This window comes from Mesorhizobium sp. CNPSo 4689 (genome assembly GCF_057784325.1).
Map to the genome: position 1 here is coordinate 235,434 of NZ_JBWLUZ010000003.1, position 22,915 is coordinate 258,348.

Genomic DNA, 22,915 nt, shown 5'->3' on the forward strand with positions numbered 1-22,915 from the left:
ACTACTGACTACTCACTATTCCCTCCTCACTAAAATGATCATGGCTGAAGCTTTCCAATTCGAACTGGTCTCGCCGGAGCGGCTGCTGGTGTCCGAGCAGGTCGAGTTCGTCGTCATTCCGGGCGCCGAAGGCGAGATGACCGTGATGGCGCATCACGCGCCGGTCATGACCACGATCAAGCCGGGCGTCGTCACGGTGAAGACCGCTGCCGGCAAGGAAGAGCGTTATGTGGTGTTCGGCGGCTTTGCCGACATCGTTCCTTCAGGCTGCACGCTGCTCGCCGAATCGGCGGTCGCCGTCGGCGACATTGACCGCACCGACCTCGCCCGCCGCATCCAGGAAGCCAGGGAAGACGCAGCCGACGCCAAGGACGACGAGGCCCGCAGCAAGGCCGAGCAATTTCTTAGCCAGCTCACCACGCTGGAAGGCGCCATCCTGCCGGCTTGAGGCACCCCACACCAATAGATTGAAAAAGCGGGCTTGCCCCGCTTTTTTCTTTGGTGGACAGTCCTGCTGCCTTGGCATGGGGAGCGGCCGATGACGGAAGAAACAGCGCAACGAGAAACAGGCTCGCGATCCAGGTGGTCGACGGCCCTGGTGTCGGCCTTTGGCGGCCCGTTCGGTGGATTCCTGTGGATTGGCAGCGGCAAACTGGCCGTCGCCAGCCTGGTGGTCATTTGCGCCATCACTTTCGCGATCACCTACACCGGTTTTCCGGTGTTGCCGGGCGTCGATCTTGGCTGGTTGGCCAATCTTTCAGGTATCGGGTTGATGGTCTTGTGGGTGGCGCTCGTCTTGCCCTTCGCGCCACGGTTCAAGCCGGACAAATGGTACGCACATGGGTTTTCGGTGCTGGTGCTCGTCTTTCTGACCTCGTATCCGGCTGCATTTGCAATACGCGCGTTCCTGCTCCAGCCGTTTTCGATTTCGTCCAGCAGCATGGTGCCAACGCTCGCGGAAGGGGACCATCTCTTCGTCTCCAAATTCGCATACGGCTACAGCCGCCACAGCGTTCCCTTCGGTTTGCTGCCGATCGAAGGGCGGATATTCGGCGCGGAACCCAAGAGGGGGGATGTGGTGGCCTTCAAATTCCCGCCAGACCCTACCGTGGACTACATCCAGCGGATCGTCGGCCTCCCCGGCGAGAAGATCCAGATCATTGATGGGGTGCTTCACATCAACGATGTGGCGGTTGGACTCGAGGATATCGGTTCTTTTTCGTCCGAAGAGTTCTCGAAAGCCAAACTTCAACGCGAAATCCTGCCGGGTGTCACCCATTCCGTTCTCGACCTGTCAGGCAATTCCATCGGCGACAACACGCGCGAGTTCGAGATCCCCGAGGGCCACTATTTCGTGCTTGGCGACAATCGCGACAATGCCTCCGACAGCCGGTTCTCTGTCGGATTTGTTCCCCATGAAAATCTGGTCGGCAAGGCCGTACGGCTGTTTTGGAATTCCAAAGGCACCGACTATTCGACTCGGCAGACGCTGGATGGTTCGGTCGGCAAGTAAGTCTGAAGCGAGCCGGGTTCGAGCCAGTTCGAGGTCCGGCCTATAATTATTCGCTCTCTATGCCGAGCGCGGCGAAGGCCAGAGCCGGACCGTCCCGGCGCAGATGCACGAGATGGACGGCCACGAGCTCGATCAGCGTCTGGCGCTCGGCATGGTCCCTGGCGAAGCCGGCCAGGTCGAACACTGCCGCCACGGTTTCGTTCGCCGGCAGTTGCTGGCCCAAAAGTGGCGTCAGTGCCGCGTCGAGCGGATCGGTGAAGTGAGCTTCCGGCAAGGTTTTGCCACGCGCCGCGCAGGCGGCGATCCAGGCGGCCACCACCAGTGTGAGATGCACCAGCTCAGTGCCGGCTTCGATGCACTCGACGGCGGAGGCGACGATGCGCTGCGGCAATTTCTGGCTGCCGTCATTGGCGATCTGCGCCGTTCGGTGGGCGAGTGCCGTATTGGAAAAACGCTCGGCGAGCTCTGCCGTATAGGCGGCTGTGTCGAGCCCGGCGTCCTCGGGCAACGTCGGGATGGCTTCGGCCCACAGCCTGTCGACGAACTGCCGGATCGTCGGATCGGCGAAGGCGCGGTCGACCGTCGCATGGCCGCTGAGCAGGCCGAGATAGGCGATCGCCGAATGCGAGCCGTTGAGCAATCTCAACTTCATGTCCTCGAAGGGCTCGACGTCGCCGACCATGGTGGCGCCGAGCTTTTCCCAAGCTGGTCGTCCTGTAGGGAAGTCGTCCTCGATCACCCATTGGCAGAATGGCTCGGTCATCACCGGCCAGGCGTCCTCGACGCCCAGCTCTCCAGCGATCCTCGCCCGGTCGGCATCGGTGGTCGCCGGCACGATGCGGTCGACCATGCTCGACGGGAAGGCGATCTCGTCGGCGATATGACGGGCGAGGTCGGCATCGCCAGACGCGGCATCATGCAGCGCGGCGAACTCGACCAGCAGCCGGTGCAGCGTGGCACCGTTGGCCGGGAGATTGTCGCAGCTGAGCACGGTGAAGGCCGGCGTGCCGGCGGCGCGGCGGCGCGCCAGTGCCTCCCTCAGGAAGCCATGCGCGGTCTTCGGCGCATGCGGGTTCGCCAGGTCATGGACAATGTCGGGATGGGCGGCGTCCAGCCCGCCGCCCGCTGCCCTCAGATAGGCCTTTTCGGTGATCGTCAGCGTGACGATGCGGGTGCGCGGATCGGTGAGCATGGCCAGCACCGCGCCCGGATCCTCCGGCGCCACCAGCATCGACAGGATCGAGCCGACGACGCGCAGTTGTTCGCCGCCGCTGCTCCTGACCGCCAGCGTGTAGAGCCCGTCCTGCGGCGCCAGCGCATCGCGCGTGTCGGGGCTGCGCAAGGAAACGCCAACAATGCCCCAATCCGTCTCGCCCGCCGCCAGGCAGTCGTCGACATAGACGGCCTGGTGGGCACGATGGAAGGCGCCGACGCCGAGATGGACGATGCCTGGCGCGATGCTGTTGCGGTCATATGAAGGCACGGCGGTTGCAGCAGGCAGTTCCGGCACCGTGGCGTTGGAAAGGCGTCTGTTCATCATGGGCAGTGTCCGATCGGACGTCGTGAAATCGTCCCGAGGATGGGTCGGCAAGCGGCGTATCACCCGCTTTCCCGCCACACAATGGACCGAAAAGTCATCATACAACAATCTAATTTTTGTATGTTGACATTATTTCTGTCCAATCCTACCGATAGCGGCCCTGGGAGGACCAACGTGGCAGGATTGACCGATCCGGATCTGCTGTTTGCCGCCGAAGGGCGCCAGCTTGCGCTTGCCCGCGACCTCTACGCCGGGGTCAAGGACCTGCCCATCGTCAGCCCGCATGGCCACACCGATCCGCGCTGGTATGCGCGCAACGAGCCGTTCCCCGATCCGGCGCAATTGCTCGTCGTGCCCGACCACTACATTTTCCGCATGCTGCTCAGCCAGGGCGTGCGGCTCGAGGACCTCGGCGTGCCGACCTTGGACGGCGGATCTGTGGAGACCGACGGCCGAGTGATCTGGCGGCGCTTCGCCGAGCATTATTTTCTGTTTCGCGGCACTCCGACCCGGCTGTGGCTCGACCATGTGTTCGCCCATCTGTTCGGCATCGAGGAACCGCTGAACGCCAGCACGGCGGACCGCCACTACGATACGATCGCAACATTGCTGCAACGCGACGACTACCGCCCGCGCGCTTTGTTCGAGCGCTTCAACATCGAGGTGATCGCGACGACCGAGGGCGCGCTCGACGATCTCAGATGGCACAGGACGATCCGCGACAGCGGCTGGCAGGGCCGCGTGGTCACCGCCTACCGGCCGGATGCCGTCGTCGATCCCGATTTCGAGGGGTTTGCGGCCAATCTCGACCGGTTGGGCGAGATCACCGGTTGCGACACCGGCATATGGGCCGGCTATCTCGATGCGCACCGCCGGCGGCGCGCCTATTTCAAGGAGTTCGGCGCGACATCGTCCGACCACGGCCATCCGACGGCGGAGACCGCCAACCTTTCTGACGCGGCGGCCGCGGAACTGTTCAGCCGCATCCGACGAGGCTCCGACGACGAGCGCGAACGAAAGCTGTTTCGCGCCCAGATGCTGACCGAAATGGCCAAGATGAGCCGGGACGACGGGCTGGTCCTTCAGATCCATCCCGGCTCCTGGCGGAATCATTCGCCGGCTATTTTCCAGAAGTTCGGCCGCGACAAGGGTTTCGACATCCCGACCCGGACCGACTATGCGGCGGCCCTGAAGCCGCTGCTCGACTGCGTCGGGCTGGAGCGCGATCTCACGGTCATTTTGTTCACGCTCGACGAGACTAGCTATGCGCGCGAACTGGCGCCGCTCGCAGGTGTCTATCCGGCGCTGAAGCTCGGACCGGCCTGGTGGTTCCATGACAGCCCGGAAGGCATGCGCCGTTTCCGCGAAATGACCACCGAGACGGCCGGTTTCTACAACACCGTCGGTTTCAACGACGACACCCGTGCCTTCCCGTCCATACTCGCGCGTCACGACGTGGCGCGCCGGGTCGATTGCGCCTTCCTCGCGCGTCTCGTCGCCGAGCGCCGGCTGCGCGAGGACGAGGCGCACGAACTGGCGCGGGAGCTTGCCTACACGCTTGCAAAAAAGGCGTACCGGCTCTGAGCCGGGCGCAACGATCTAAAGGGAGGAAGTCATGTTGCATCTTTCGAAATTGACGGCAGCCACATTCGCCTTCGGCGCGCTGCTGGTTGGCATGGCCCATGCCGAAACCGTGCTGCGCTCGGCCGACACCCATCCGGACGGCTATCCGACCGTCGAGGCGGTCAAATATATGGGCGAGCTGATCAAGCAGCGCACCAGCGGCCGCTATTCGGTCGAGGTCTATCATTCGGCGCAGCTCGGTGAGGAGAAGGACACGATCGAGCAGACGCAGACCGGCGTCATCGACCTCAATCGTGTTTCGATGGGGCCGTTCAACGGCATCGTGCCGGAGACACAAGTGCCGTCGCTGCCCTATATCTTCCGCTCTGTCGACCAGATGCGCCACGTCATGGACGGGCCGATCGGCGACCAGATCCTAAAAGCGTTCGAGGCGCACGGCCTGGTCGGCCTGGCCTTCTACGATTCCGGCGCGCGCTCCTTCTACAACACCAAGAAGGACATCACCTCGATTGCCGACCTGAAGGGCATGAAGTTCCGCGTCATCCAGTCGGACGTGTTCGTCGACATGGTCAATGCGCTTGGCGCCAACGCGACGCCGATGGCCTATGGCGAGGTCTATTCGGCGCTGGAGACCGGCGTCATCGACGGTGCCGAGAACAATTGGCCGAGCTTTGAATCCGCCAAGCACTACGAGGTCGCCAAGCACTACACGATCGACCAGCACCAGATCGTGCCCGAGGTGCTGGTGATGTCGAAAGCGAGCTGGGAAAAGCTGTCGCCGGAGGACCAGGCGATCGTCAGGCAGGCGGCCAAGGACAGCGTCGTCAAGATGCGCGAATTGTGGGACGCGCAGGAGAAAAAGTCGCGCGACATCGTCGAAAAGGCCGGCGTCAAGGTCAGCGAGATCGACAAGCAGCCGCTGATCGATGCGATGAAGCCGGTCTACCACAAGTATCTGTCGACGCCCGAGCTGAAGGATCTCGCCGCACGCATCCAGGCGACCGAGTGAGGTTGATTGCGGGGCCGGCTATCGCGGCCGCCCCGCAACCATTTTGACAGGTTTTTGGGAGGCCCAGATGGCGACAGAACCGGCAAGGAGCAAGGCGCTGCACATGCAGCGCGTCAGCGCCGCTCTTTCGAGGGTCTGCGATGGCGCGTTGTATCTGGCCGGCACCGGGCTGGCCGCCATGACAGCACTTGTCGCCTACCAGGTGTTCTCCCGTTTCGTGCTCAACGCGTCGCCGAGCTGGACCGAGACCAGCGCCATCATGGTGATGAGCTGGTTCATCTTCCTCGGCGCCGCCGTCGGTGTGCGCGAGAATTTCCACATGGGATTCGACGTGCTGCTCTATGTCCTGCCCAAGGGCAGCAAGGGCGCGCTGCGGACCATCTCCGACCTTGTCGCATTCGCCTTCGGCATCGGTATGGTGTGGTACGGAATCAAGCTGGTTGCGCTGACCTGGCATTCGACCATCCCGGCGCTCGGGCTTCCCGGCGGCTTCGACTACCTGCCGCTGACCGCGGGCGGCGGGCTCATCAGCCTGTTTTCGCTGGAGCGCATGTTGCTCAGATGGGCTGGGATCGACGTCGACAAGGATATCAATCTCGAAGAGGTGCCCGAAATGCCAGCGGTGCAGGAGGCGTAGATGGAAATCTGGATCCTGTTCGGCGTCTTCACACTGCTTATGTTCATAGGCACGCCGATCGCGTTCTGCCTCGGCGCCGCCAGCTTCGCCACCATCGTCTATCTCGGCCTGCCGCCGCTGGTGGTGTTCCAGCGGTTGAATTCCGGCATGAGCGTGTTTTCGCTTATGGCGATCCCGTTCTTCATCTATGCGGGCGATCTGATGGTGCGCGGCGGCATCGCGCAGCGCATCGTCGCCTTCGCCGGCTCGCTCGTCGGGCATATGCGCGGCGGCCTCGGCCAGGTCAACATCATCGCCGCCACCATGTTCGGCGGCATTTCCGGTTCGGCGGTTGCGGAGGCCGCGGCCGTTGGCGGGTTGATGATCCCGCAGATGAAGGAGCGCGGCTACGGCGCCGACTACGCCGTCAACGTCACCTCGATGGCGGCGCTGATCGCGCTCTTGTTGCCGCCGTCGCAGAACATGATCATCTATTCGATTTCGGGTGGCGGCAAGATCTCGATCGCCGACCTTTTCACCGCCGGCATCCTGCCGGGCCTTCTGCTCGCCGCGTCGCTGATGGTCACCGCCTATGTCGTGGCGCGCCACCGCGGCTATCCCACCGAACCGTTTCCCGGCTTCGCCAGGGCGGGCCGGCTGTTCCTCATCTCCATTCCCGGACTGCTGCTAATCGGTATTATTTTCGGCGGCGTCCGTTCGGGCGTCTTCACGGCCAGCGAAAGCTCCTGCATCGCCGTCATCTACGCTCTACTGGTCACCGTCCTTGGCTATCGCTCGATGCGGTGGAACGACTTCGTCCACGCCACGAAGGGCGCGGTGCGGACCACGGCAATGGTGCTTTTGATCATCGGCATGGCCGCTTCGTTCAGCTGGCTGATGGCCTATCTCAGGGTGCCGGCGGCCTTGATCGCCGGCATGAACGCCATCTCCACCGATCCGCTGGTCGTGCTCCTGCTGCTCAACGTCCTGATGCTGCTGCTCGGCACCTTCATGGACATGGGGCCGATGATCATCATCTGCACGCCGATCTTCCTGCCGCTGGTGACGCATTATGGCGTCGATCCGGTGCATTTCGGCGTCATCACCATCCTCAATCTCGGCATCGGGCTGAACACGCCGCCGGTCGGCACGGTGCAGTTCGTCGCCTGCGCCGTCGGCAAGATCACGGTGTGGGAAGCGATGCGCTCGATCTGGCCGTTCTATGGCGCGGGTATCGTGGTTCTCGGGCTGGTAACGTATATTCCGGCGATCTCGCTCTGGTTGCCGAGCGTGTTCAAATAGGGGAGCGACATGGCATCGGACACCGCTACCGACCTCAGGGTCGAGCGCAAGCCAAAGCTTTCGGAGACGGTCGTCACGGCGATCCGCAAGCAATTGCAGGCGGGCGAGATCCAGCCGGGACAGAAGTTGCCGACCGAGGGCCAGCTGACCGAGACCTTCGGCGTCAGCCGCACCGTCATCCGCGAGGCGCTGGCCAAGCTTGCCGCCGACGGGCTGGTCGAGCCGCGCCAGGGCGCCGGCGTCTTCGTCACCGAGCACATCTCGACGATGTTCGGGGCTCTTGCTGCCGACATGGGCAGCAAGGATTCGATCGCGCTCAACGTGCTCGAAGTGCGTCTGGCGATCGAGATCGAATCGGCCGGACTCGCCGCCATCCGCCGCAACGCGGCGCAGGAAGCGGCGATCCAGGAAGCCTTCTTCGAATTCGAGCGGCTGCTGCTTGCCAGCGAGCCGACCGGCCCCGCCGACCTTGCTTTCCACCGCGCGATCGCCAGCGCCACCAACAATCCGTTCTATGTCGAGATGCTCGATGTGCTCGGACGCCGCGCCATTCCTTGCGACGTCACCTCGCCCTGGTCGACCGAGCTCGTGCAGTCCGACAGCTACCAGCGCGGACTGCAGCGCGAGCATCTGGTGATCCTGAACGCGATTTCGGCCGGCGACGCGGCGGCCGCGCGCGAAGCGATGCGCGCGCATCTCTCCGCCAGCCAGCAGCGCTATCGCGAGCGCCTGCAGGCGCGGCAGGCCTTCTACGCCAACTCGGTGAAAGCCGCCTCGACAGAGTGAAGATTTCAAGCAGGTAGCAATGGATCAGAAACACACCGATTTTTCCTCGCGCTTCGGCATTGACCCGGCCGCCGCGGCGGCCATGGGCACCGATGAGCTGCGCCACCATTTCCATATCGACGGGCTGTTCCAGGCCGATCGCGTCAGCCTGACCTACACCCACTACGACCGCATGATCGTCGGCGGTGCGATGCCGGTCGGTTCGGTGTTGCCGCTGGAAACGATCAAGCCGACCGGCACGAAGGCGTTCCTCGATCGACGCGAACTGATCGCCGTCAATATCGGCGGCGCCGGCGCAATCGAAGCAGGCGGCCACTCGTACGATCTCGCGGCGCGCGACATGCTCTATCTGGGCATGGGCACGCAGGATGTTTCTTTCGCATCGGCCGATCCGGCCGTGCCGGCAAAATTCTATCTGCTGAGCGCGCCGGCGCATCAGGCCCATCCGAACCGGCTGATCCGCATCGGTGACGCCAAGCGGCTCGACCTCGGCAGCAAGGACACCTGCAACGAGCGCTCGATCTTCCAGTTCATCCATGCGGAGGAACCAAAAACCTGCCAGCTGGTCGTCGGCATGACGCAACTGGCGCCAGGCTCCATCTGGAACACCATGCCGTGCCATGTGCATGACCGGCGCATGGAGGCCTATCTTTATTTCGACCTGCCGGAGACGGCGCGGGTGTTTCATTTCATGGGCGAGCCGGACGAAACACGCCATCTGGTCATGCGCAATGAAGAGGCCGTGCTGTCGCCGGGATGGTCGATCCATTCGGGCGCCGGCACCTCCAGCTACGCCTTCATCTGGGCTATGGCCGGCGACAATGTCGACTACACCGATGTCGACCCGGTGGCGATGGATGAATTGCGATGAGCGATCTGTCGGCCTTCAGCCTCGCCGGCAAGCGCATTCTGGTCACTGGCGCCAACACCGGCATCGGCCAGGGCATCGCCGTATCGATCGCGCGCGCCGGTGGTTGGGTTGTTGGCGTCGGCCGCTCGGCTATGGACGAGACGGCTGGCAAGGTCGCGGGTGTGGGTGGAAGTTTCGAGGCAGTGCGCTGCGATCTAGCCGATCCGATGGCTGCCCAGGCGATGCTCGACCAGGTCTGGCATGAAAGTCGGCCGCTCGACGGGCTGGTCAACAATGCCGGTATCATTCGGCGTGCCGACGCCGTCGATTTGACAGAGACCGACTGGGACGACGTCATCGACGTCAATCTGAAGACGGTTTTCATGCTCAGCCAGGGCTTTGCCAGGCGCGTGCTTGCCGATCCGGGACGGCGCGGCAAGATCGTCAACATCGCCTCGGTGCTCAGCTTCCAGGGTGGCATCCGCGTCGCCTCCTACACGGCGTCGAAGCATGGCGTGCTCGGCATCACAAGGCTGCTCGCCTGCGAATGGGCGGCAAAAGGCATCAACGTCAACGCCATCGCGCCGGGTTATATCGAGACCAACAATACCGAGGCGCTGCGTGCCGATCCCGACCGCAGCGCCGCCATCCTGGCACGCATTCCGGCGGGACGCTGGGGCAGACCGGAGGATATTGGCGATGCCGCCGTCTTCCTGCTGGCGCCGGCGTCCAACTATATGCATGGCGCCGTGGTGCCGGTGGATGGCGGCTGGCTGGCGCGATGAGGACGGGCAAATGACCGCGACGAAACTCTTCCGGCATGCCGGCGAGGGCGCATGGACGCCGACGCCCGACGGCAATCGCCGCCGCGTGCTTCTCCACACCGACGAATTGATGATGGTCGAGTTCGCCTTCGACAAGGGGGGCATCGGTGCGCTGCATTCGCATCCGCATGTGCAGGCGAGCTATGTCGCCGAAGGCCGCTTCGAGGTCACCATCGACGGCAGGAGCGAGATTCTGGACGCGGGCAGCAGCTTCATCGTCCCGTCCAATCTGGTGCATGGCGTCAAGGCACTTGAGGCCGGACGCCTGGTCGACAGTTTCACGCCGCAGCGCGCCGATTTCCTCGGCTGACCTTTTTCGGGCCATTCCAGAAATGGAAAACCCGCGCCTCCGGAGAGGCGCGGGTGTGTTGCCTGGGCGCTTGTGGCGCCGCGGTACTCAAAACATCGCCGCAGGACCGCAAGCGTGCCGCATGATGGTGAAAATAGACTTAACAGGGCTGGAACTACCCAGCTTTATCGGCCAAGCAGGACGGCAGGTCTTTTGGCGAGTCGAACGCCAGCGGAATCGCGCGGGCGGACTCAAATCCGCGCACGCATTTCAACAGCGGGCGAGAAGGTGATGCAGATATCGGCTGCAAACGTCCCTGCGGACGAACACAACGCCAGGCGGCGCGTCCTGAAGGACGTGTTCGGCTTCGACGATTTCCGCCCCGGCCAGGCAGCCGTGACGGAGGCATTGCTGGCCGGGCGTCACGTGCTGGCCGTCATGCCGACGGGTGCGGGCAAGTCGCTCTGCTACCAGGTGCCGGCCCTGGTCCTGGGCGGGCTCACCATCGTCGTTTCGCCGCTGGTGGCGCTGATGCAGGACCAGGTTGCGGCGCTGCGCCTTGCCGGCGTCGCCGCCGACACGATCAATTCCTCTTTCGACCGCGAGGCCAATGTCGCGGCATGGCGCCGCGTCGCGGCGGGCCAGACGCGGCTGCTCTATCTCGCGCCGGAACGGCTGATGACCGATCGCATGCTCGACGCGCTTGCCAGGCTGGACATCAGCCTGATCGCCATCGACGAGGCGCATTGCATCTCGCAATGGGGGCCGGCGTTCCGGCGCGAATATGAGGAGCTGTCGCGGCTGCGCGACATTTTTAAGAAAGTGCCGATCATCGCGCTGACGGCGACGGCGGACGAGGCCACGCGCACTGATATAGAGGCGCGGCTGTTTGCCGGGCGCGTCGAAACGCTGGTGCTGGGTTTCGACCGGCCGAACATCAAGCTCGGCATCGAGCCCAAGCAGGACAGCAAGCGCCAGCTGCTGGATTTCGTGCGCCGTCATGCCGGCCGCAGCGGCATCGTCTACTGCCTGTCGCGCAAGAAGACGGAGGATGTGGCGGCGTTCCTCGAGAAGAACGGCGTCACCGCGCTCGCCTATCATGCCGGCATGAGCAAGGAGGCGCGCGACGCCAACCAGAACAGCTTCATGACCTCGCCCGGCGTGGTGATGGTGGCGACCATCGCCTTCGGCATGGGTATCGACAAGCCCGATGTCGCCTATGTGTTTCACACCGATCTTCCGGGCAGCCTGGAGGCCTACTACCAGGAGATCGGCCGCGCCGGTCGCGACGGGCGGCCGGCAGAGGCTCGCATGCTGTTCGGCCTCGGCGATATCCGCATGCGTCGGCTTTTCATCGAGGACGAGGCGACGCCGGCGGAGCACAAGAGGCGCTCGCATGGCCGGCTCGACACGCTGATCGGCTATTGCGAGACGGCCGAATGCCGGCGCCAGGTGCTGCTCGGCTATTTCGGCGAGGAAGCGTCGTCCTGCGGCAATTGCGACAATTGCCTGGATCAGGTGCCGCGCGCCGATGGCGCCGCCGAGGCGCGGATCATCCTGGCGGCGATCGCGCAGACCGGCGAACGCTTCGGCGCCGCCCATGTCATCGATGTGCTCCTCGGCCATGAAACCGAGAAGATCCTGGCCAGGAGTCACCATAGGCTCGCCAGCTTCGGCAGCGGCGTGGCGCACAAGAAGGATTTCTGGCTGTCGCTGATACGGCAGCTCGTCGCGGGCGGGTTTCTGATGCCGGATCCGGAGGGCCATGGCGGCCTCGCCATCGCCGAGAAGGGCCATGCGCTCGGCCGTGGCGAGATTCCGTTCCTCTACCGTGTCGAGACGCGGCAGCGCCGCGGCAAGATGCGTGCCGCCCAAGGTGCCGCCATCGATACGGAAGGCCTGGATGCCTCGCTGCTGGCCGCGCTCAAGACACTGCGGCTGCGGCTCGCCAAGGAGCGCCAGATGCCGGCCTATGTGATCTTCTCCGATCGCACGCTGATCGACATGGCCGCGCGCTGCCCAAGCGACCTCGACGCCTTCGCCGAAGTGAATGGCGTCGGGGCGGCGAAGCTCAGGGAGTTTGGAGAGATTTTTCTGGGCGCGATTGCGGCGCACGAAGGAAATCAGGTGGGAGAAGCGGGTGATTTGGCGAGATGAGTGAAGGCAGACGCCTGTCCGTCCGAGACGATCACGCCGAAGCACCGCCCCGGCCCCCAGGCGCGCAATTAGATAAGTTAAAGGCAACTTTGGTGTGTTATATACGCTGCGTTCTCGGTGCGGATACGAGATCGATGGATCAGGAAAGACTTCTAGCCGCAGTCCTCTTAGCTGATGTCGTGGGCAGCACGCCCCTCTATGAGCGCATCGGCGACGATGCCGCTCTGCAGCAGGTCTCGGATTGCCTGGACGCGATGCGCGAGATCGTCGCCCGGCACGGCGGTGATTTCATTCACTCGAAAGGCGATGACGTACTCAGCCTGTTCGAGAACCCGGAGGCGGCGCTGAGGGCCGTCTGCCAAATCAGCCGCCAACTGACGAAAGGGCCGTTGAGCGCCCGTATCGGATTGCATTTCGGGGCGGTCATTCGCACGCGGGGCGAGGTATTCGGTGACGCTGTCAATGTCACCGCAAGGTTGTCCACCACGGCCAACCCCGGGGAGGTGCTGATCAGCCAGAGCTTCTGCGAAGCCCTTTCCGCAAGAAGCCGCAGGGCACTGCGGCTCCTCGACAAAATGGCCTTGAAGGGGAAGCAAGAACTCTTCGATGTCTATACCCTGTGGAGCGACGATGGGGCCCTCGGTACGCAGATCACCAGCCGGGGCACAATTACCGATACGCGCTCCGCCTCGCTGCGGCAGATCAATCTGGTCATCCGCTATGGAGATCAGTTGCGATCCTGTCGAAACAACGAATTCGTGACCATCGGCCGATCTCCGGAATGCAATATTGTCATCGAGCGGCCCTGGGTTTCAAGGCACCACGCGACCTTCACTATTTCGAATGGCAGGGCCCGGCTTGTCGAGCGAAGCTCGTCGGGCACATTTGTGTCGATGGGGCCCGGCCATGAAGTATTCGTACGCCGCGAAGATATTCTCCTCTTCGGCTCCGGCGTCATCTCGCCTGGACTGAGGTTGTCCCTCAGCGACGCTCAGGTTCTTCACTACGAAATTGTCTCAGACTGACCCGGCCGGACTCCTCCTGATCGTCGGCCGCCGGGGCCACCGGGATTTACCGACAGGCGGGGGTGGGGGCGGTTTGTGGGGCCCCCTATCAGGCGACGGCCGCCAACTTCGCGTAATCCTGCGCCTAGCCCCACTACCGAGGCTGCGCCTTACCTTCCGATTTGCGACGCGACCGACATCATCGCCTCAGAGTTCGGGTGGGCGCCCAAGCCGCCATCGAAAACCTCGGAGAACGTCCAGCGAACGACGCCGTTGCGGTCGAGCAGGAACTGGCCCATGAGCTGGCCCACGCCGGTCGCAATCATTTGCTGGTCCGCTTCAGTGATATCGTAATTGTCTTTTTTGTTCAGATATTCGAGCGTGGCAAACGGATCCATCGGCTCAGGCATTTCGCCCGGCACGTTGAGCCGCATCGCCTTCACATCGCTCATCGAAGCCTTTTGCGGCCATGCGCTCTCGTCTTCGGTGATCTGCATATTCGGCAATCCAAAGGCGCGGTGTGAAGTCCGCTCCGGATCGGATGCCGCGAGCAGGCGGAGCATCGGATGGTACCGCAGATAAAGGCGCGCCCGCTCGATGGGCGTGTTCACCACCGTGAGGCTTTCGATGCCCTTCTCGTTGAGGGCTGGTGTGAGCAGCGAAACCGTCGCGATATGACGCCTGCAAAACGGACAATGGAGACCTCGATACAGCCCAACCAGCACTGGTTTCTCGCCTCGGAAATCGTCGATGGCGATCTTGCCCTCGCGGGTAATCGCGTCGAGCACGAAATTGGGCGCCGTTTCGCCAGGTTGCAGCGGGCCTATGTCGAGACGTTCTGACATGCTGATCCCTCCTCGCGGGCCAATCCACAACGGATGTGCGGCGGGTGGCTTGAGCCCATGTTGCGGCACATACGTCCTTGGGCATGCTGCAATGGCGGTCGGCCTAGGACGGCGTCGAGGTCGGCGCCGGTAGTCCATTTATAGCACGGAGGGCAACGCTTTTACACTAGATGGCGCCCACGAACGCTGGACCTTCTCGCGCAGACGATCCCACAGCCAACTGCTGGTCCTCGTCACTCCATAGCTCATTGCAACCGGATGTGAGTTAATCTCCGCTGGGTCGACTGAGCAACCCCCGGCTTCATCGGCAGCCGGGGGGTGGGGTGGCTTGTGGGGCCTCTATCCAGCGCCAGCCAACTCAAACGATGCCGGTCTGTCTGACTTCGGCTGCGAAAGGCCATCACCAGGCGCCAGCACGACCTCTACTTCGTCGCCTTCGATCTGTTGCACCTCAACGGCCATGATCTGCGCGACATGCCGCTGGAGGATCGTCGCGAGATCCTGGCCGAGATGATACCGGACGGCGGTCGCATTCAATTTAGCCAGGCGCTTCCGGGCGATGCAAAGGCGATCTTCCATCTGGTCGACCAGGCCGGGCTCGAGGGCATGGTTTCGAAGCGGAAAGACAGCAAATATCGAAGCGGCCCGTCGACGAATTGGCTGAAGGCGAAATGCTATGCGATCGCGGAATACGATCTGCTCGGCGTTGAGCGAGAGGCCGGCAAGCCAGCATTCGCTCTGATGGCCGAGCGCGGCACAGGGCGCTATGTCGGATCGGCGTTCATCACCTTGAACCGCGAGATGCGGGAACGCCTCTGGGAGCGCGTCCGGGAACATGCAGGGCCACCGCCGAAGGGCATGAAGCGGCCGGCGACGCAATGGGTCAAGCCGGGGCTGATCGGCCGTGTGAAGCACCTGCGGGGCGAGGACGACTTGCGGCACGCCTCTTTGCAAGACTTTCGGGAGGAATGACAATGGCCAAGAAGGATCAGGACCGCGTCAACCAAACCTCCGCGCGTGGCCGATAGAGCCGAAGTCCGGACTGCACACCTTCGGTCAAGTCGGTGCCGCGCCGCGCCGCTCGAGCGCGGTCTTGCGGATGACTTCCGCGATCTCCGGGCTGCTGCTGCACAGCATCTGGAAATCCGCCGAGTGCAGCGACAGGAGTGAGACCACCGTTGCGGCGCTGACGGTCGCCGAACGCGGTTCGCCGCTGATCAGCGCCATCTCACCGAAGAAGGCGCCGGGGCCAAGCTCCACCGGGTTCGGCGTCGCGACGCTGACGCGTCCCTCCACGACGAAGAACATCTGATCACCGGGCTCGCCATTGCGGCAGATCACGCCGCCCGCCGGCACCGTGCGAGGTCTTAACGCGCGCACGATCTCGACCAGCACGGCCGGGCCGAGCTTCTGAAACAACGGCACGGCGGCGACCAATTGCCAATTACGGACGAAATCCGCGCGACGGACTTCTTGATAGAAGCCGGTGGCAAGAATGCCAGCCCAGAGCGCGAAGATGCCGATGCCACTCATCATGACCCCCCCGGCAAGGACGCGGCCGGCGAAGCTTTGCGGAATAGCGTCGCCATAGCCTGTGGTGGACAGGGTGACCACCGCCCACCACATTGCCTGGGGGATGCTGCCGAACTTTTCCGGTTGGATGTCGCGCTCGATGACATAGGCCGCGAGCGCGACAGCGAACAGAACGACGCCGAAGAGGGTGGTGACGCCGATCAGATTGCGCGCTTCGTTGGCCAGCACCCTGCCCAGCACCGGGAAGAAAGTCGAGGCGCGCAGCGGTTTCAGTAGCCAGACAGCACAGTAGAGGCTTCGGTCGGGCGTGCCGACGAGCAGAAATGCCGCGAGTGGAACCAAGACCGCGAGCACATCGATGGCGATTGCCGGCGTCCTGTTCCGAACGTCTCCCGCCCGGCGCTTGAGCAGCGTCGCCGCCATCTGCAGGAGATAGGCGCCCCAAATGACAGCGAGCAGGGCAGCCAGAACCAGTCTGGTTCGTCCGGACATGTCCGGTATCGTGAGCGCAGCCACCGCCAGAAGCCCAGGCGCAGCCAGCACCGCGTTTAGCGGCGCGTAAATTCTTAAGAAAGGCAGTACCGACATTCTGTGCCCACGAGCGGCTACTACCCTCCAAAATAGATGCCTTCAAGGCAAGCGCAAAGGTGCTTGTCGCTGCGATGTGCATCATCAACGGTCGCACTCGGCAGCGAAAAATACTTGCCGGCCTCAGCTCTATTAGGAATATAATCCTCCAATTGCGGCGAACCCCTTTCAACGGAGATCGCCATGCCCCAAAAGACTCTTGCCGACACCTTAGCCGCCAACGAAACCCTCTATGTCAATTGCGCGCATCCGATGTGCGGCAGATCGACAAAGCTAGATGTCCAAGCACTGATTGACAGGCTCGGCGCCGATCACGGCTCGATGCATCAGGATTTGGTCGGGCTCTTCGGCTGCTCGAAATGCAAGGCAGAGGGCCGCCACCGCAGCCCGGTGTTTTTCACATGCATTCCTGACTACGAAGGCCAGCAGCGGGCGCGGAATCGCGGCTGGAAGCCGACTTTCGATCGCCACTAGTCCGGTTGATGCATCTCAAGTCAGTCGCGGGGACGGACTACTGCTGAGGAAGCAAATTGTTGATGGGGCAGTTGGGTTGCGAGCGGCACATCAAGGCCGAGATATTCAAAAAAGAGGCTGGCGTTGCGTTCAAACCTGAAGTCGAAGATTATCCTTGTGGGTTGGGAGCAAGGGGCTCCTCCGCTAGGCCAGATTGCTTCCAAAGCGGCCTTGCGAGGCGGGATGAAGTCGATCAGATCGAGACCTGAAACTGTGGTGTTCCATGTGAGTAAGAATAGCTTACCCACCGCAAAAGCACTGGTCTGCAGGTTCATCCGCGCAGCAGCGTCGCCCGGTTGCGTGACTGCCGCCGCTCGGTGGATCAGATTGCCATGCCATCTCCAACCCTGGTACCTGCCGATCCAAACCCGCCAGTTCTCAGGGATGCATTGCGTCTCGGCAAAAGCGCGACGCTGCTCAGTTGGCACCGCTATTGTCTTGTAGTCCAAGTGCTCGGCGACCATAGTAAACATTACTGCCCATTTCGACAGCAGATGCTGCTCCTCGGGCGTCAGCACACGACGAACGCCTGCCGCCGATTCGCCTAGCGAGTTTCCCAAAACGAGATCCAACAAGACAGGCTTGACCAGGCTTTGCAGCCTACTCATCCAGCCGCCGTTGCAGTTTCGGCAGACGCATCTGAGTTTCTTCGACCTCGGGTCGCCCTGCTTGACGTTGACGCGCCGGTCCACTTCTTGCGGCGGCCCCTCTTGGTCGAACTTCATGAAGTTGGCAGTGTGTTTGGAACTATCACCAATTTTTGGCGCGTACGCAGCAAGCCAATCCGGCCAGATATGTTCCTTTGTTAAGCCGTTGCCGCCGCAAAAGATGCAGCGGCCCGTTTCCTTCGAGTTCGCCATACGATGGGACCCGAATCACGGCTTAGGGCTAATTGCGTTTAAGTCCTTGTCCAATTGAGCTTTATTCTGCTCAACACATTTCTGGACATCCTCGCTATCCTTGCAACTAGCGGCGATCTCCTCTTGAGAAGGGGCGCACCCAATCAACAGGTAAACAACTAGGGCAAGGGATGCGTAGCACATTTTCATCATGCGACCACAGTACACAACAGCCAGCCTCGAGCCTAGGGATGTTTGGCACGACCGAGGCCTCCCAAGCTAGAGCGCCTTTCGGCTCGTATCAATGCCTTGCCTCTTAAAGCTGGATGCCGATTATAACTGGCTGCGCACTCAAACGTTGCAGGGCCTACCAATGACGACGCAAAACGCCCGCTTTGCTAAAAACTTGGCAAGCCGCATTGATGATCTGCGTAAACTGGTACCTGTTGGCGCTTCTGACGCGAATGTTCGAGCAGCTACTGCCTGGCTTCGCGATATCCACGACAATCTTCAGGAATTCTGGGCCTATGTTGGGCTATCTGGAGACCCAACTATCAAAGCTTATGGATTGGAATGGAATCCTTTGCCGGGCGACATCACCGCTATTCTTTTTGGAGGCGAGGAGACCCCACAGTTCGGACATGCTGGGCCACTGAAGCCTATTGTCCACTCCGTGGATGCTCAGGGAGCGCCAATCGAGCACCCTAGTATTGGCCTGAGCTCGATAATCATGAGCCAAACTACGTCTATCGACTTCACCATGGGAGGGGATCCTTTTCACGATAGAGATAGGAGCCTCGCCGATTATTTTGCATGCAGTGTCGGATGTTGTGAAGGCAAGTCATTCAGCCGTTTTGACGTCATCGAGTACGCGGCATATCGACTTGGATACATCCATGCTCAGGGGGATCGCTACCTTAAGCGCAGCCCGGTGGCAGCAGCCGCACTCGACAAAATTGACGAATTCTATCCGCTCTACAAACGCAACAACCTCGACTATGTCCTTCTATCAATTGCACAAGAGCTACTGAACTCGGAGGCTATCGAACGGTACCGAGTAGCCGCGGGCAGATTGTGAATAGGTGGCATTTTTAGAGCACGGGCGCTAGGCGCTGGCTGGCTGTTTCATTTCCGCAGCCTCACCCCGGCGCCGCCGCCATTCTCGGGATGAACTCGACGCCCGGCGGCCAGGTGAACAAAAGGTCAGGGGCTCGTGTAGTTGCCGTCAACGACGCCACCGAGTTTCTCGTCAATGCTTCCCTTTATGATGGCTACGCCCTTGCCATGCGTGTCAGCGGCATCGCAATACGCAGCGATCGCGATGCTCAGTCGCCCCTCGTGGCCGGCATCCCCCCATCTTTCGGTCGAGACGTGTACGAATATTTGAGGTCCGCTGAAATCGGTGGCGTCGCTGCGCCTGATGCTGTCTATCGTGTTATCCCACGAAGCAAGCACGGCTTTCGCGTTGATCTTGGCGCAGTCTCCGTAGACACCGGCATTGACGCCCGAAGCAACAACGCCACTGGTAGAGCTCGCGCTGCCCGTCGGACTCCTGTCATGGCCCTTGAACATCCAAACAAGGCCGATCGCGACGACAGCGACGGCCGCAATCCTTGTCCTTTCGCCCATACTTCGACGCCCCCTCACGTCGCGCCAAGGATGCAGCGCAAGCTTCGCCCTCGCAAGGGCGCGCTTGACGATTTCAGCCCCGGCAGCGACACGGCGCCGAGCCTATGGCTCGCTACAGGGCCAATCTTCAGGCCTCGTCAAGCCAGAAGGCAACTCGGTCCGGGCGTCTCCGCAAGCCATGTTGAGCTGCCACTGGGATAGACCCGCCGAATTGGAAAGATCGAGGCCCTCGATACGGGTCAGAAAGAAAAAAGCGCGGTCAAAGTCTATCGGCGCGGTGAACGTCGCTCCTCGGAAGTCCGCCCGCGCGAGATTGGCAAACGAAAAGCGGCTGCCGCTGATATCGGCGTCATGGAACTGCGCTCGCCCCAATTCCGCCTTTGTGAAATCAACATTGGTCAGATTGGCGTCCTGGAAATTCGAGCGCTGCACTTCCGCGCTCGTAAACACAGCGCCCTGCGCGTCCATATGGCTGAAGTCGGTCCTGTAGGCCTCGATTTTGTCGAACCGGGCGCCTTTGGCGGTCGAGTCGGCCAGGGAAGCACGCACAAGCGTTGCCTTCTCAAAATTTGCCGCAAGGAGATTGCTGTTCCTGAGGTCGGTCGAAGTGAAATCAACACCGATCAGGTTCGCCCCGCTCAGGTCCTGTCCTTTTAGGATGAGAAGCTTTTTGTCACAGTCCTGCCAATTGACGCCAGGCGTCGCGGCTGCGTCGCAATTTTGAGCGGCAGCGGCGTTCTGCCAAGCAAATACAATGCAAACCGCTAGAACCAAGCCGGATGTGCCGTAAGCTCTGGTTCGTCTCAAAGTCATTGTTGCTGGACCTCTGCTACTCGCCGACAATCAACCTTACCACATCTGCTGACACTCGAAAGCGACGGCATTTTGCCCGCTAATCCCGCTAGTCCCCACCGCCAAATGAAAAGCCCGCCACCGTGAGGCAGCGGGCCAAATATGGGTCGGCGTCGGACCTATTGAATGCAAGAGCCCGGCGGATAGTACTCAGGGTCGTAATGCGACGGAGCGACGAGCATGAACTCTTCGTCGTCGGTGCGTATAGGAATCATCCCGAAGCATGTCGTTGCTCGGCTCTATCGTCAGAGGTGCGCGCCGGCTCATAGCGACACCAGCATTTCCTGCGACTTCAGATCGTCCGGCCACATGACGGTTTCGCCGGCGATGTCCGGACACGGTTCTGCGTCGCCGCCTTCCTCGTCGTCGCAGTTGTCCATTTCGAGGTCGAGCACGTCACCGGCCGGAAGGTTCGGCGCAAGGTATGACGCTGAACCGTGTCCGCCCCGCTCCGTCCATCCAAGGGACGGCTCGTCGTCTGCCGTCTCCTCCAGATCGCAATCGACCTCCATCAAGTCGAGCGCCGTTATCAGGCTCATGGCGCGGTCTAGGAGGTCGTTCAGGCGCTTCTCGACCGACTGGCGCCACTCGCGCGGATCCATGCCCTTCGGCATGCCAAGGGGCTTCAGAATGGGCGTGTGGGCGTTCATGACACGCCCCTATCGTGGTTTTTATAGTAGATGCCGAGGCCAGTTGAGGCCGGCCATACATGCGCCTCCCACAAGGCATGGGGATGGCCTGAGTGGCTGATGTCGGCCATCCAGTCATCCATCGCGTGGGCAAGTTCCGCAGCGAGCCGATTGACGCGCTGGACAGGTAATTCACGCGGCTCGGGAAGCGCCAGGACGGGCGGCGGCGCTGCCGAAGCAATGGCAGGAACGGAGGCGACTGCGCCGACAAGCAAGGCACGGCGAGAGAATCTCCCGACGATCGGGTTTTCGGTCTGGTCTGAAAAGCGGTGCATAATCAAGGTCTCCTTCGGGTGCATTTTCCTTGGGAAACGCATTGGGAAGGAGGCAAAGGACGCGGACAACTATCCTACAAAATCAATCTGTTAGGAGAGAAATCTGGCGGAGAGGGAGGGATTCGAACCCCCGATGCCCTTGCGAGCATGCCGCATTTCGAGTGCGGTGCATTCGACCACTCTGCCACCTCTCCGCGGTCATGGTCCGCCGTTGCCGGCGCGGCGCACTAGATAACGGCTGGGCGGGCAGGTTACAAGGCCCTATCAGCCTGATTTCCGGCCTTCGCGAACCACCGCCGTGTCGCGATGGCGCGAACCCCTCCGGGCAGGGTGTTTCACGGGTGTCCTCGTCGCCTTGCCGGAAGCAACCAGCGCGGCGACCGGTGATGGCGCGGCGGGCGGGTCAGAGATACAGCCACTTGCCTTGACTTCGGCCCAACCTTCGGTTAGGGACAGCGCGCAATCGGCGTGGAGGGGTCTTCCGCGCCGCTTGTTTTTTGAACCCGCAGACTGACAAAAAGACGGCCGAACCGCCTGAAGCGGTTCATCAAGGCCGACCGAACAGCGAAAGGCAAAAAATGTTCGCAGTCATCAAAACGGGCGGCAAGCAGTATCGCGTTGCCGCCAACGATCTCCTGAAGATCGAGAAACTCGAAGCCCAGGTCGGCGATATCGTCGAGATCGGCAATGTGCTGGCGCATGGCGAGGGCGAGAACGTTACCTTTGGCGCGCCGTTCGTCGATGGTGCCACCGTCACCGCCGAAGTCGTCGAGCAGGGCAAGAACCGCACCGTCATCGCTTTCAAGAAGCGCCGCCGGCAGAATTCGCGCCGCAAGATCGGCCACCGTCAGCTTCTGACCACCGTCCGGATCGCCGAGATCCTGCTGGGCGGCGCCAAGCCGGCGAAGAAGGCCGCGGCGAAGCCGGAAGCCAAGGCAGAGGCTGCCGTCGAGGCGAAGGCCGAGGCCGCGCCGAAGGAGGCCAAGGCCAAGAAGGAAGCCAAGGCTGAGGCTGCTCCGAAGGAAGAAGCCAAGGCCGAGACCACTGCCGCCGCGCCGCTGTTCAAGGCGCCGAAGGGCGAGCCTGACGACCTGACCGTGATCAAGGGCATCGGCCCGGTCGCGGCCAAGGACCTCGCCGAGCAGGGCATCATCACCTTCGCGCAGCTCGCCAAGCTGACCGACAAGGATGTCGCCAAGATCGACGAGCACATGCCGTTCAGCGCCGACCAGATCAAGGACTGGCGCGAGCAGGCCAAGGAGCTGGCGAAGAAGTAGGAACGAACCGGCGAAACGATCGCCGGATCGGACTTGAAACGGAACGCGAACGCGTTCATAAGACCATTCAAGCGCCCCCAGGGCGCATCGGAGTTAGTTAGATGGCACACAAGAAAGCTGGCGGTTCGTCGCGCAATGGTCGCGACTCGCATTCCAAGCGTCTCGGCGTGAAGAAGTTCGGCGGCGAAGCCGTGATTCCGGGCAACATCATCATTCGTCAACGCGGCACCTCGTGGCATCCCGGCGTCAATGTCGGCATGGGCACGGACCACACCCTTTTTGCGCTGGAAGCTGGCGCAGTCACCTTCAACAAGAAAGCCAACGGCCGAACCTACGTATCGGTGAACCCGATTTCCAAAGCAGCGGAGTAGCCGGTTCCGCACCACAACACCGGCGCCCAT

24 protein-coding genes, 1 tRNA gene and 1 pseudogene are annotated in these 22,915 nt (G+C 62.1%); 17 read left to right on the top strand and 9 right to left on the bottom strand.

Annotated elements, in window-relative coordinates; all coding sequences use genetic code 11:
• Window positions 1-40: 40 nt before the first annotated feature.
• Window positions 41-448, top strand: a complete 408-nt coding sequence (locus AC04SI_RS06155; protein WP_404278736.1) for a F0F1 ATP synthase subunit epsilon — start codon at window positions 41-43, stop codon at window positions 446-448.
• 90 nt (window positions 449-538) lie between these two features.
• A complete protein-coding gene (gene lepB / locus AC04SI_RS06160; protein WP_404278738.1) occupies window positions 539-1,513 on the top strand; it encodes a signal peptidase I in 975 nt (324 codons plus the stop codon).
• 46 nt (window positions 1,514-1,559) lie between these two features.
• On the opposite strand, the gene AC04SI_RS06165 is transcribed toward lepB, so the two are convergent.
• Window positions 1,560-3,053, bottom strand: a complete 1,494-nt coding sequence (locus AC04SI_RS06165) for a mannitol dehydrogenase family protein (RefSeq protein ID WP_404278740.1) — start codon at window positions 3,051-3,053, stop codon at window positions 1,560-1,562.
• A 174-nt stretch (window positions 3,054-3,227) separates the two neighbouring features.
• Between AC04SI_RS06165 and uxaC the strand changes: the two genes are divergently transcribed.
• From uxaC to AC04SI_RS06215, 10 genes are all read left to right on the top strand, one after another.
• Window positions 3,228-4,637 (top strand): glucuronate isomerase, encoded by a 1,410-nt coding sequence (uxaC, locus tag AC04SI_RS06170; protein WP_404278743.1) that lies wholly within the window; start codon window positions 3,228-3,230, stop codon window positions 4,635-4,637.
• Window positions 4,638-4,668: 31 nt separating this feature from the next.
• Entirely contained in the window at window positions 4,669-5,646 is a 978-nt protein-coding gene (locus tag AC04SI_RS06175; protein ID WP_488474014.1) for a TRAP transporter substrate-binding protein, read from the top strand.
• 67 nt (window positions 5,647-5,713) lie between these two features.
• Entirely contained in the window at window positions 5,714-6,283 is a 570-nt protein-coding gene (locus AC04SI_RS06180; protein WP_404278747.1) for a TRAP transporter small permease, read from the top strand.
• Window positions 6,284-7,564 (top strand): TRAP transporter large permease, encoded by a 1,281-nt coding sequence (locus tag AC04SI_RS06185; protein ID WP_404278749.1) that lies wholly within the window; start codon window positions 6,284-6,286, stop codon window positions 7,562-7,564. It abuts the gene before it with no gap.
• Window positions 7,565-7,573: 9 nt separating this feature from the next.
• Window positions 7,574-8,350, top strand: a complete 777-nt coding sequence (locus AC04SI_RS06190; RefSeq protein WP_404278751.1) for a FadR/GntR family transcriptional regulator — start codon at window positions 7,574-7,576, stop codon at window positions 8,348-8,350.
• A gap of 19 nt (window positions 8,351-8,369) precedes the next feature.
• A complete protein-coding gene (gene kduI, locus AC04SI_RS06195) occupies window positions 8,370-9,221 on the top strand; it encodes a 5-dehydro-4-deoxy-D-glucuronate isomerase (RefSeq protein WP_404278753.1) in 852 nt (283 codons plus the stop codon).
• The gene (gene kduD, locus AC04SI_RS06200) at window positions 9,218-9,985 is read left to right on the top strand and encodes a 2-dehydro-3-deoxy-D-gluconate 5-dehydrogenase KduD (RefSeq protein ID WP_488474015.1); all 768 of its coding nucleotides are present in this window, start codon (window positions 9,218-9,220) and stop codon (window positions 9,983-9,985) included. The genes kduI and kduD overlap by 4 nt, the downstream gene beginning before the upstream one ends.
• 10 nt (window positions 9,986-9,995) lie before the next feature.
• Window positions 9,996-10,334: a cupin domain-containing protein gene (locus tag AC04SI_RS06205; RefSeq protein WP_404278758.1), complete on the top strand. Its 339-nt coding sequence runs from the start codon at window positions 9,996-9,998 to the stop codon at window positions 10,332-10,334.
• Between the two features lie 270 nt (window positions 10,335-10,604).
• Window positions 10,605-12,470: a DNA helicase RecQ gene (recQ, locus tag AC04SI_RS06210; protein WP_404278760.1), complete on the top strand. Its 1,866-nt coding sequence runs from the start codon at window positions 10,605-10,607 to the stop codon at window positions 12,468-12,470.
• A 134-nt stretch (window positions 12,471-12,604) separates the two neighbouring features.
• The gene (locus AC04SI_RS06215; protein WP_404278762.1) at window positions 12,605-13,495 is read left to right on the top strand and encodes an FHA domain-containing protein; all 891 of its coding nucleotides are present in this window, start codon (window positions 12,605-12,607) and stop codon (window positions 13,493-13,495) included.
• Window positions 13,496-13,644: 149 nt separating this feature from the next.
• Here the strand turns inward: AC04SI_RS06215 and AC04SI_RS06220 are convergent, their stop codons facing one another.
• Window positions 13,645-14,319, bottom strand: a complete 675-nt coding sequence (locus tag AC04SI_RS06220; RefSeq protein WP_192181984.1) for a peroxiredoxin-like family protein — start codon at window positions 14,317-14,319, stop codon at window positions 13,645-13,647.
• Window positions 14,320-14,680: 361 nt separating this feature from the next.
• On the opposite strand from AC04SI_RS06220, the pseudogene AC04SI_RS06225 reads away from it, so the two are divergent.
• Window positions 14,681-15,291: pseudogene (locus AC04SI_RS06225) on the top strand (ATP-dependent DNA ligase); the annotation flags it as partial.
• Window positions 15,292-15,375: 84 nt separating this feature from the next.
• Here AC04SI_RS06225 and AC04SI_RS06230 read toward each other — a convergent pair.
• Window positions 15,376-16,440 (bottom strand): cyclic nucleotide-gated potassium channel, encoded by a 1,065-nt coding sequence (locus AC04SI_RS06230; protein WP_488474016.1) that lies wholly within the window; start codon window positions 16,438-16,440, stop codon window positions 15,376-15,378.
• Window positions 16,441-16,623: 183 nt separating this feature from the next.
• Between AC04SI_RS06230 and AC04SI_RS06235 the strand changes: the two genes are divergently transcribed.
• Window positions 16,624-16,914, top strand: coding sequence for a hypothetical protein (locus tag AC04SI_RS06235; protein WP_404282837.1), 291 nt, complete (start codon window positions 16,624-16,626; stop codon window positions 16,912-16,914).
• Window positions 16,915-16,934: 20 nt separating this feature from the next.
• Here AC04SI_RS06235 and AC04SI_RS06240 read toward each other — a convergent pair whose 3' ends face one another.
• On the bottom strand, window positions 16,935-17,813 hold the full coding sequence (locus AC04SI_RS06240; RefSeq protein WP_404282839.1) for a hypothetical protein: 879 nt from the start codon (window positions 17,811-17,813) through the stop codon (window positions 16,935-16,937).
• A gap of 352 nt (window positions 17,814-18,165) precedes the next feature.
• On the opposite strand from AC04SI_RS06240, the gene AC04SI_RS06245 reads away from it, so the two are divergent.
• The gene (locus tag AC04SI_RS06245; protein ID WP_404282841.1) at window positions 18,166-18,870 is read left to right on the top strand and encodes a hypothetical protein; all 705 of its coding nucleotides are present in this window, start codon (window positions 18,166-18,168) and stop codon (window positions 18,868-18,870) included.
• A gap of 125 nt (window positions 18,871-18,995) precedes the next feature.
• Here the strand turns inward: AC04SI_RS06245 and AC04SI_RS06250 are convergent, their stop codons facing one another.
• The 5 genes from AC04SI_RS06250 to AC04SI_RS06270 all read right to left on the bottom strand — a co-directional run bounded on the left by AC04SI_RS06250 (window position 18,996) and on the right by AC04SI_RS06270 (window position 21,431).
• Window positions 18,996-19,421: a hypothetical protein gene (locus AC04SI_RS06250; RefSeq protein ID WP_404282842.1), complete on the bottom strand. Its 426-nt coding sequence runs from the start codon at window positions 19,419-19,421 to the stop codon at window positions 18,996-18,998.
• A 102-nt stretch (window positions 19,422-19,523) separates the two neighbouring features.
• Window positions 19,524-20,234, bottom strand: a complete 711-nt coding sequence (locus tag AC04SI_RS06255; RefSeq protein ID WP_192182180.1) for a pentapeptide repeat-containing protein — start codon at window positions 20,232-20,234, stop codon at window positions 19,524-19,526.
• 302 nt (window positions 20,235-20,536) lie between these two features.
• On the bottom strand, window positions 20,537-20,923 hold the full coding sequence (locus AC04SI_RS06260) for a hypothetical protein (RefSeq protein WP_404282844.1): 387 nt from the start codon (window positions 20,921-20,923) through the stop codon (window positions 20,537-20,539).
• Window positions 20,920-21,237, bottom strand: a complete 318-nt coding sequence (locus AC04SI_RS06265) for a hypothetical protein (RefSeq protein ID WP_488474017.1) — start codon at window positions 21,235-21,237, stop codon at window positions 20,920-20,922. The genes AC04SI_RS06260 and AC04SI_RS06265 overlap by 4 nt, the downstream gene beginning before the upstream one ends.
• Window positions 21,238-21,341: 104 nt before the next feature.
• A tRNA-Ser gene (locus AC04SI_RS06270) sits at window positions 21,342-21,431 on the bottom strand.
• A gap of 384 nt (window positions 21,432-21,815) precedes the next feature.
• Here AC04SI_RS06270 and AC04SI_RS06275 point away from each other — a divergent pair.
• Window positions 21,816-22,514, top strand: coding sequence for a 50S ribosomal protein L21 (locus tag AC04SI_RS06275; protein WP_404282848.1), 699 nt, complete (start codon window positions 21,816-21,818; stop codon window positions 22,512-22,514).
• 101 nt (window positions 22,515-22,615) lie between these two features.
• The gene (rpmA, locus tag AC04SI_RS06280) at window positions 22,616-22,885 is read left to right on the top strand and encodes a 50S ribosomal protein L27 (RefSeq protein ID WP_006206376.1); all 270 of its coding nucleotides are present in this window, start codon (window positions 22,616-22,618) and stop codon (window positions 22,883-22,885) included.
• Window positions 22,886-22,915 lie beyond the last annotated feature (30 nt).

What these genes read in the sequence shown, in the direction of transcription:
- lepB (WP_404278738.1), top strand. Translation starts at nt 539, where the DNA reads ATGACGGAAGAAACAGCGCAACGAGAAACAGGCTCGCGATCCAGGTGG.
- recQ (WP_404278760.1), top strand. Translation starts at nt 10,605, where the DNA reads ATGCAGATATCGGCTGCAAACGTCCCTGCGGACGAACACAACGCCAGG.
- AC04SI_RS06230 (WP_488474016.1), bottom strand. Translation starts at nt 16,440, where the DNA reads ATGTCGGTACTGCCTTTCTTAAGAATTTACGCGCCGCTAAACGCGGTG.
- AC04SI_RS06165 (WP_404278740.1), bottom strand. Translation starts at nt 3,053, where the DNA reads ATGATGAACAGACGCCTTTCCAACGCCACGGTGCCGGAACTGCCTGCT.
- AC04SI_RS06235 (WP_404282837.1), top strand. Translation starts at nt 16,624, where the DNA reads ATGCCCCAAAAGACTCTTGCCGACACCTTAGCCGCCAACGAAACCCTC.
- AC04SI_RS06240 (WP_404282839.1), bottom strand. Translation starts at nt 17,813, where the DNA reads ATGGCGAACTCGAAGGAAACGGGCCGCTGCATCTTTTGCGGCGGCAAC.
- AC04SI_RS06275 (WP_404282848.1), top strand. Translation starts at nt 21,816, where the DNA reads ATGTTCGCAGTCATCAAAACGGGCGGCAAGCAGTATCGCGTTGCCGCC.
- AC04SI_RS06215 (WP_404278762.1), top strand. Translation starts at nt 12,605, where the DNA reads ATGGATCAGGAAAGACTTCTAGCCGCAGTCCTCTTAGCTGATGTCGTG.
- AC04SI_RS06180 (WP_404278747.1), top strand. Translation starts at nt 5,714, where the DNA reads ATGGCGACAGAACCGGCAAGGAGCAAGGCGCTGCACATGCAGCGCGTC.
- AC04SI_RS06175 (WP_488474014.1), top strand. Translation starts at nt 4,669, where the DNA reads ATGTTGCATCTTTCGAAATTGACGGCAGCCACATTCGCCTTCGGCGCG.
- AC04SI_RS06190 (WP_404278751.1), top strand. Translation starts at nt 7,574, where the DNA reads ATGGCATCGGACACCGCTACCGACCTCAGGGTCGAGCGCAAGCCAAAG.
- kduI (WP_404278753.1), top strand. Translation starts at nt 8,370, where the DNA reads ATGGATCAGAAACACACCGATTTTTCCTCGCGCTTCGGCATTGACCCG.
- kduD (WP_488474015.1), top strand. Translation starts at nt 9,218, where the DNA reads ATGAGCGATCTGTCGGCCTTCAGCCTCGCCGGCAAGCGCATTCTGGTC.
- AC04SI_RS06245 (WP_404282841.1), top strand. Translation starts at nt 18,166, where the DNA reads ATGACGACGCAAAACGCCCGCTTTGCTAAAAACTTGGCAAGCCGCATT.
- AC04SI_RS06265 (WP_488474017.1), bottom strand. Translation starts at nt 21,237, where the DNA reads ATGCACCGCTTTTCAGACCAGACCGAAAACCCGATCGTCGGGAGATTC.
- AC04SI_RS06155 (WP_404278736.1), top strand. Translation starts at nt 41, where the DNA reads ATGGCTGAAGCTTTCCAATTCGAACTGGTCTCGCCGGAGCGGCTGCTG.
- AC04SI_RS06205 (WP_404278758.1), top strand. Translation starts at nt 9,996, where the DNA reads ATGACCGCGACGAAACTCTTCCGGCATGCCGGCGAGGGCGCATGGACG.
- AC04SI_RS06220 (WP_192181984.1), bottom strand. Translation starts at nt 14,319, where the DNA reads ATGTCAGAACGTCTCGACATAGGCCCGCTGCAACCTGGCGAAACGGCG.
- AC04SI_RS06255 (WP_192182180.1), bottom strand. Translation starts at nt 20,234, where the DNA reads ATGACTTTGAGACGAACCAGAGCTTACGGCACATCCGGCTTGGTTCTA.
- AC04SI_RS06260 (WP_404282844.1), bottom strand. Translation starts at nt 20,923, where the DNA reads ATGAACGCCCACACGCCCATTCTGAAGCCCCTTGGCATGCCGAAGGGC.
- rpmA (WP_006206376.1), top strand. Translation starts at nt 22,616, where the DNA reads ATGGCACACAAGAAAGCTGGCGGTTCGTCGCGCAATGGTCGCGACTCG.
- AC04SI_RS06185 (WP_404278749.1), top strand. Translation starts at nt 6,284, where the DNA reads ATGGAAATCTGGATCCTGTTCGGCGTCTTCACACTGCTTATGTTCATA.
- AC04SI_RS06250 (WP_404282842.1), bottom strand. Translation starts at nt 19,421, where the DNA reads ATGGGCGAAAGGACAAGGATTGCGGCCGTCGCTGTCGTCGCGATCGGC.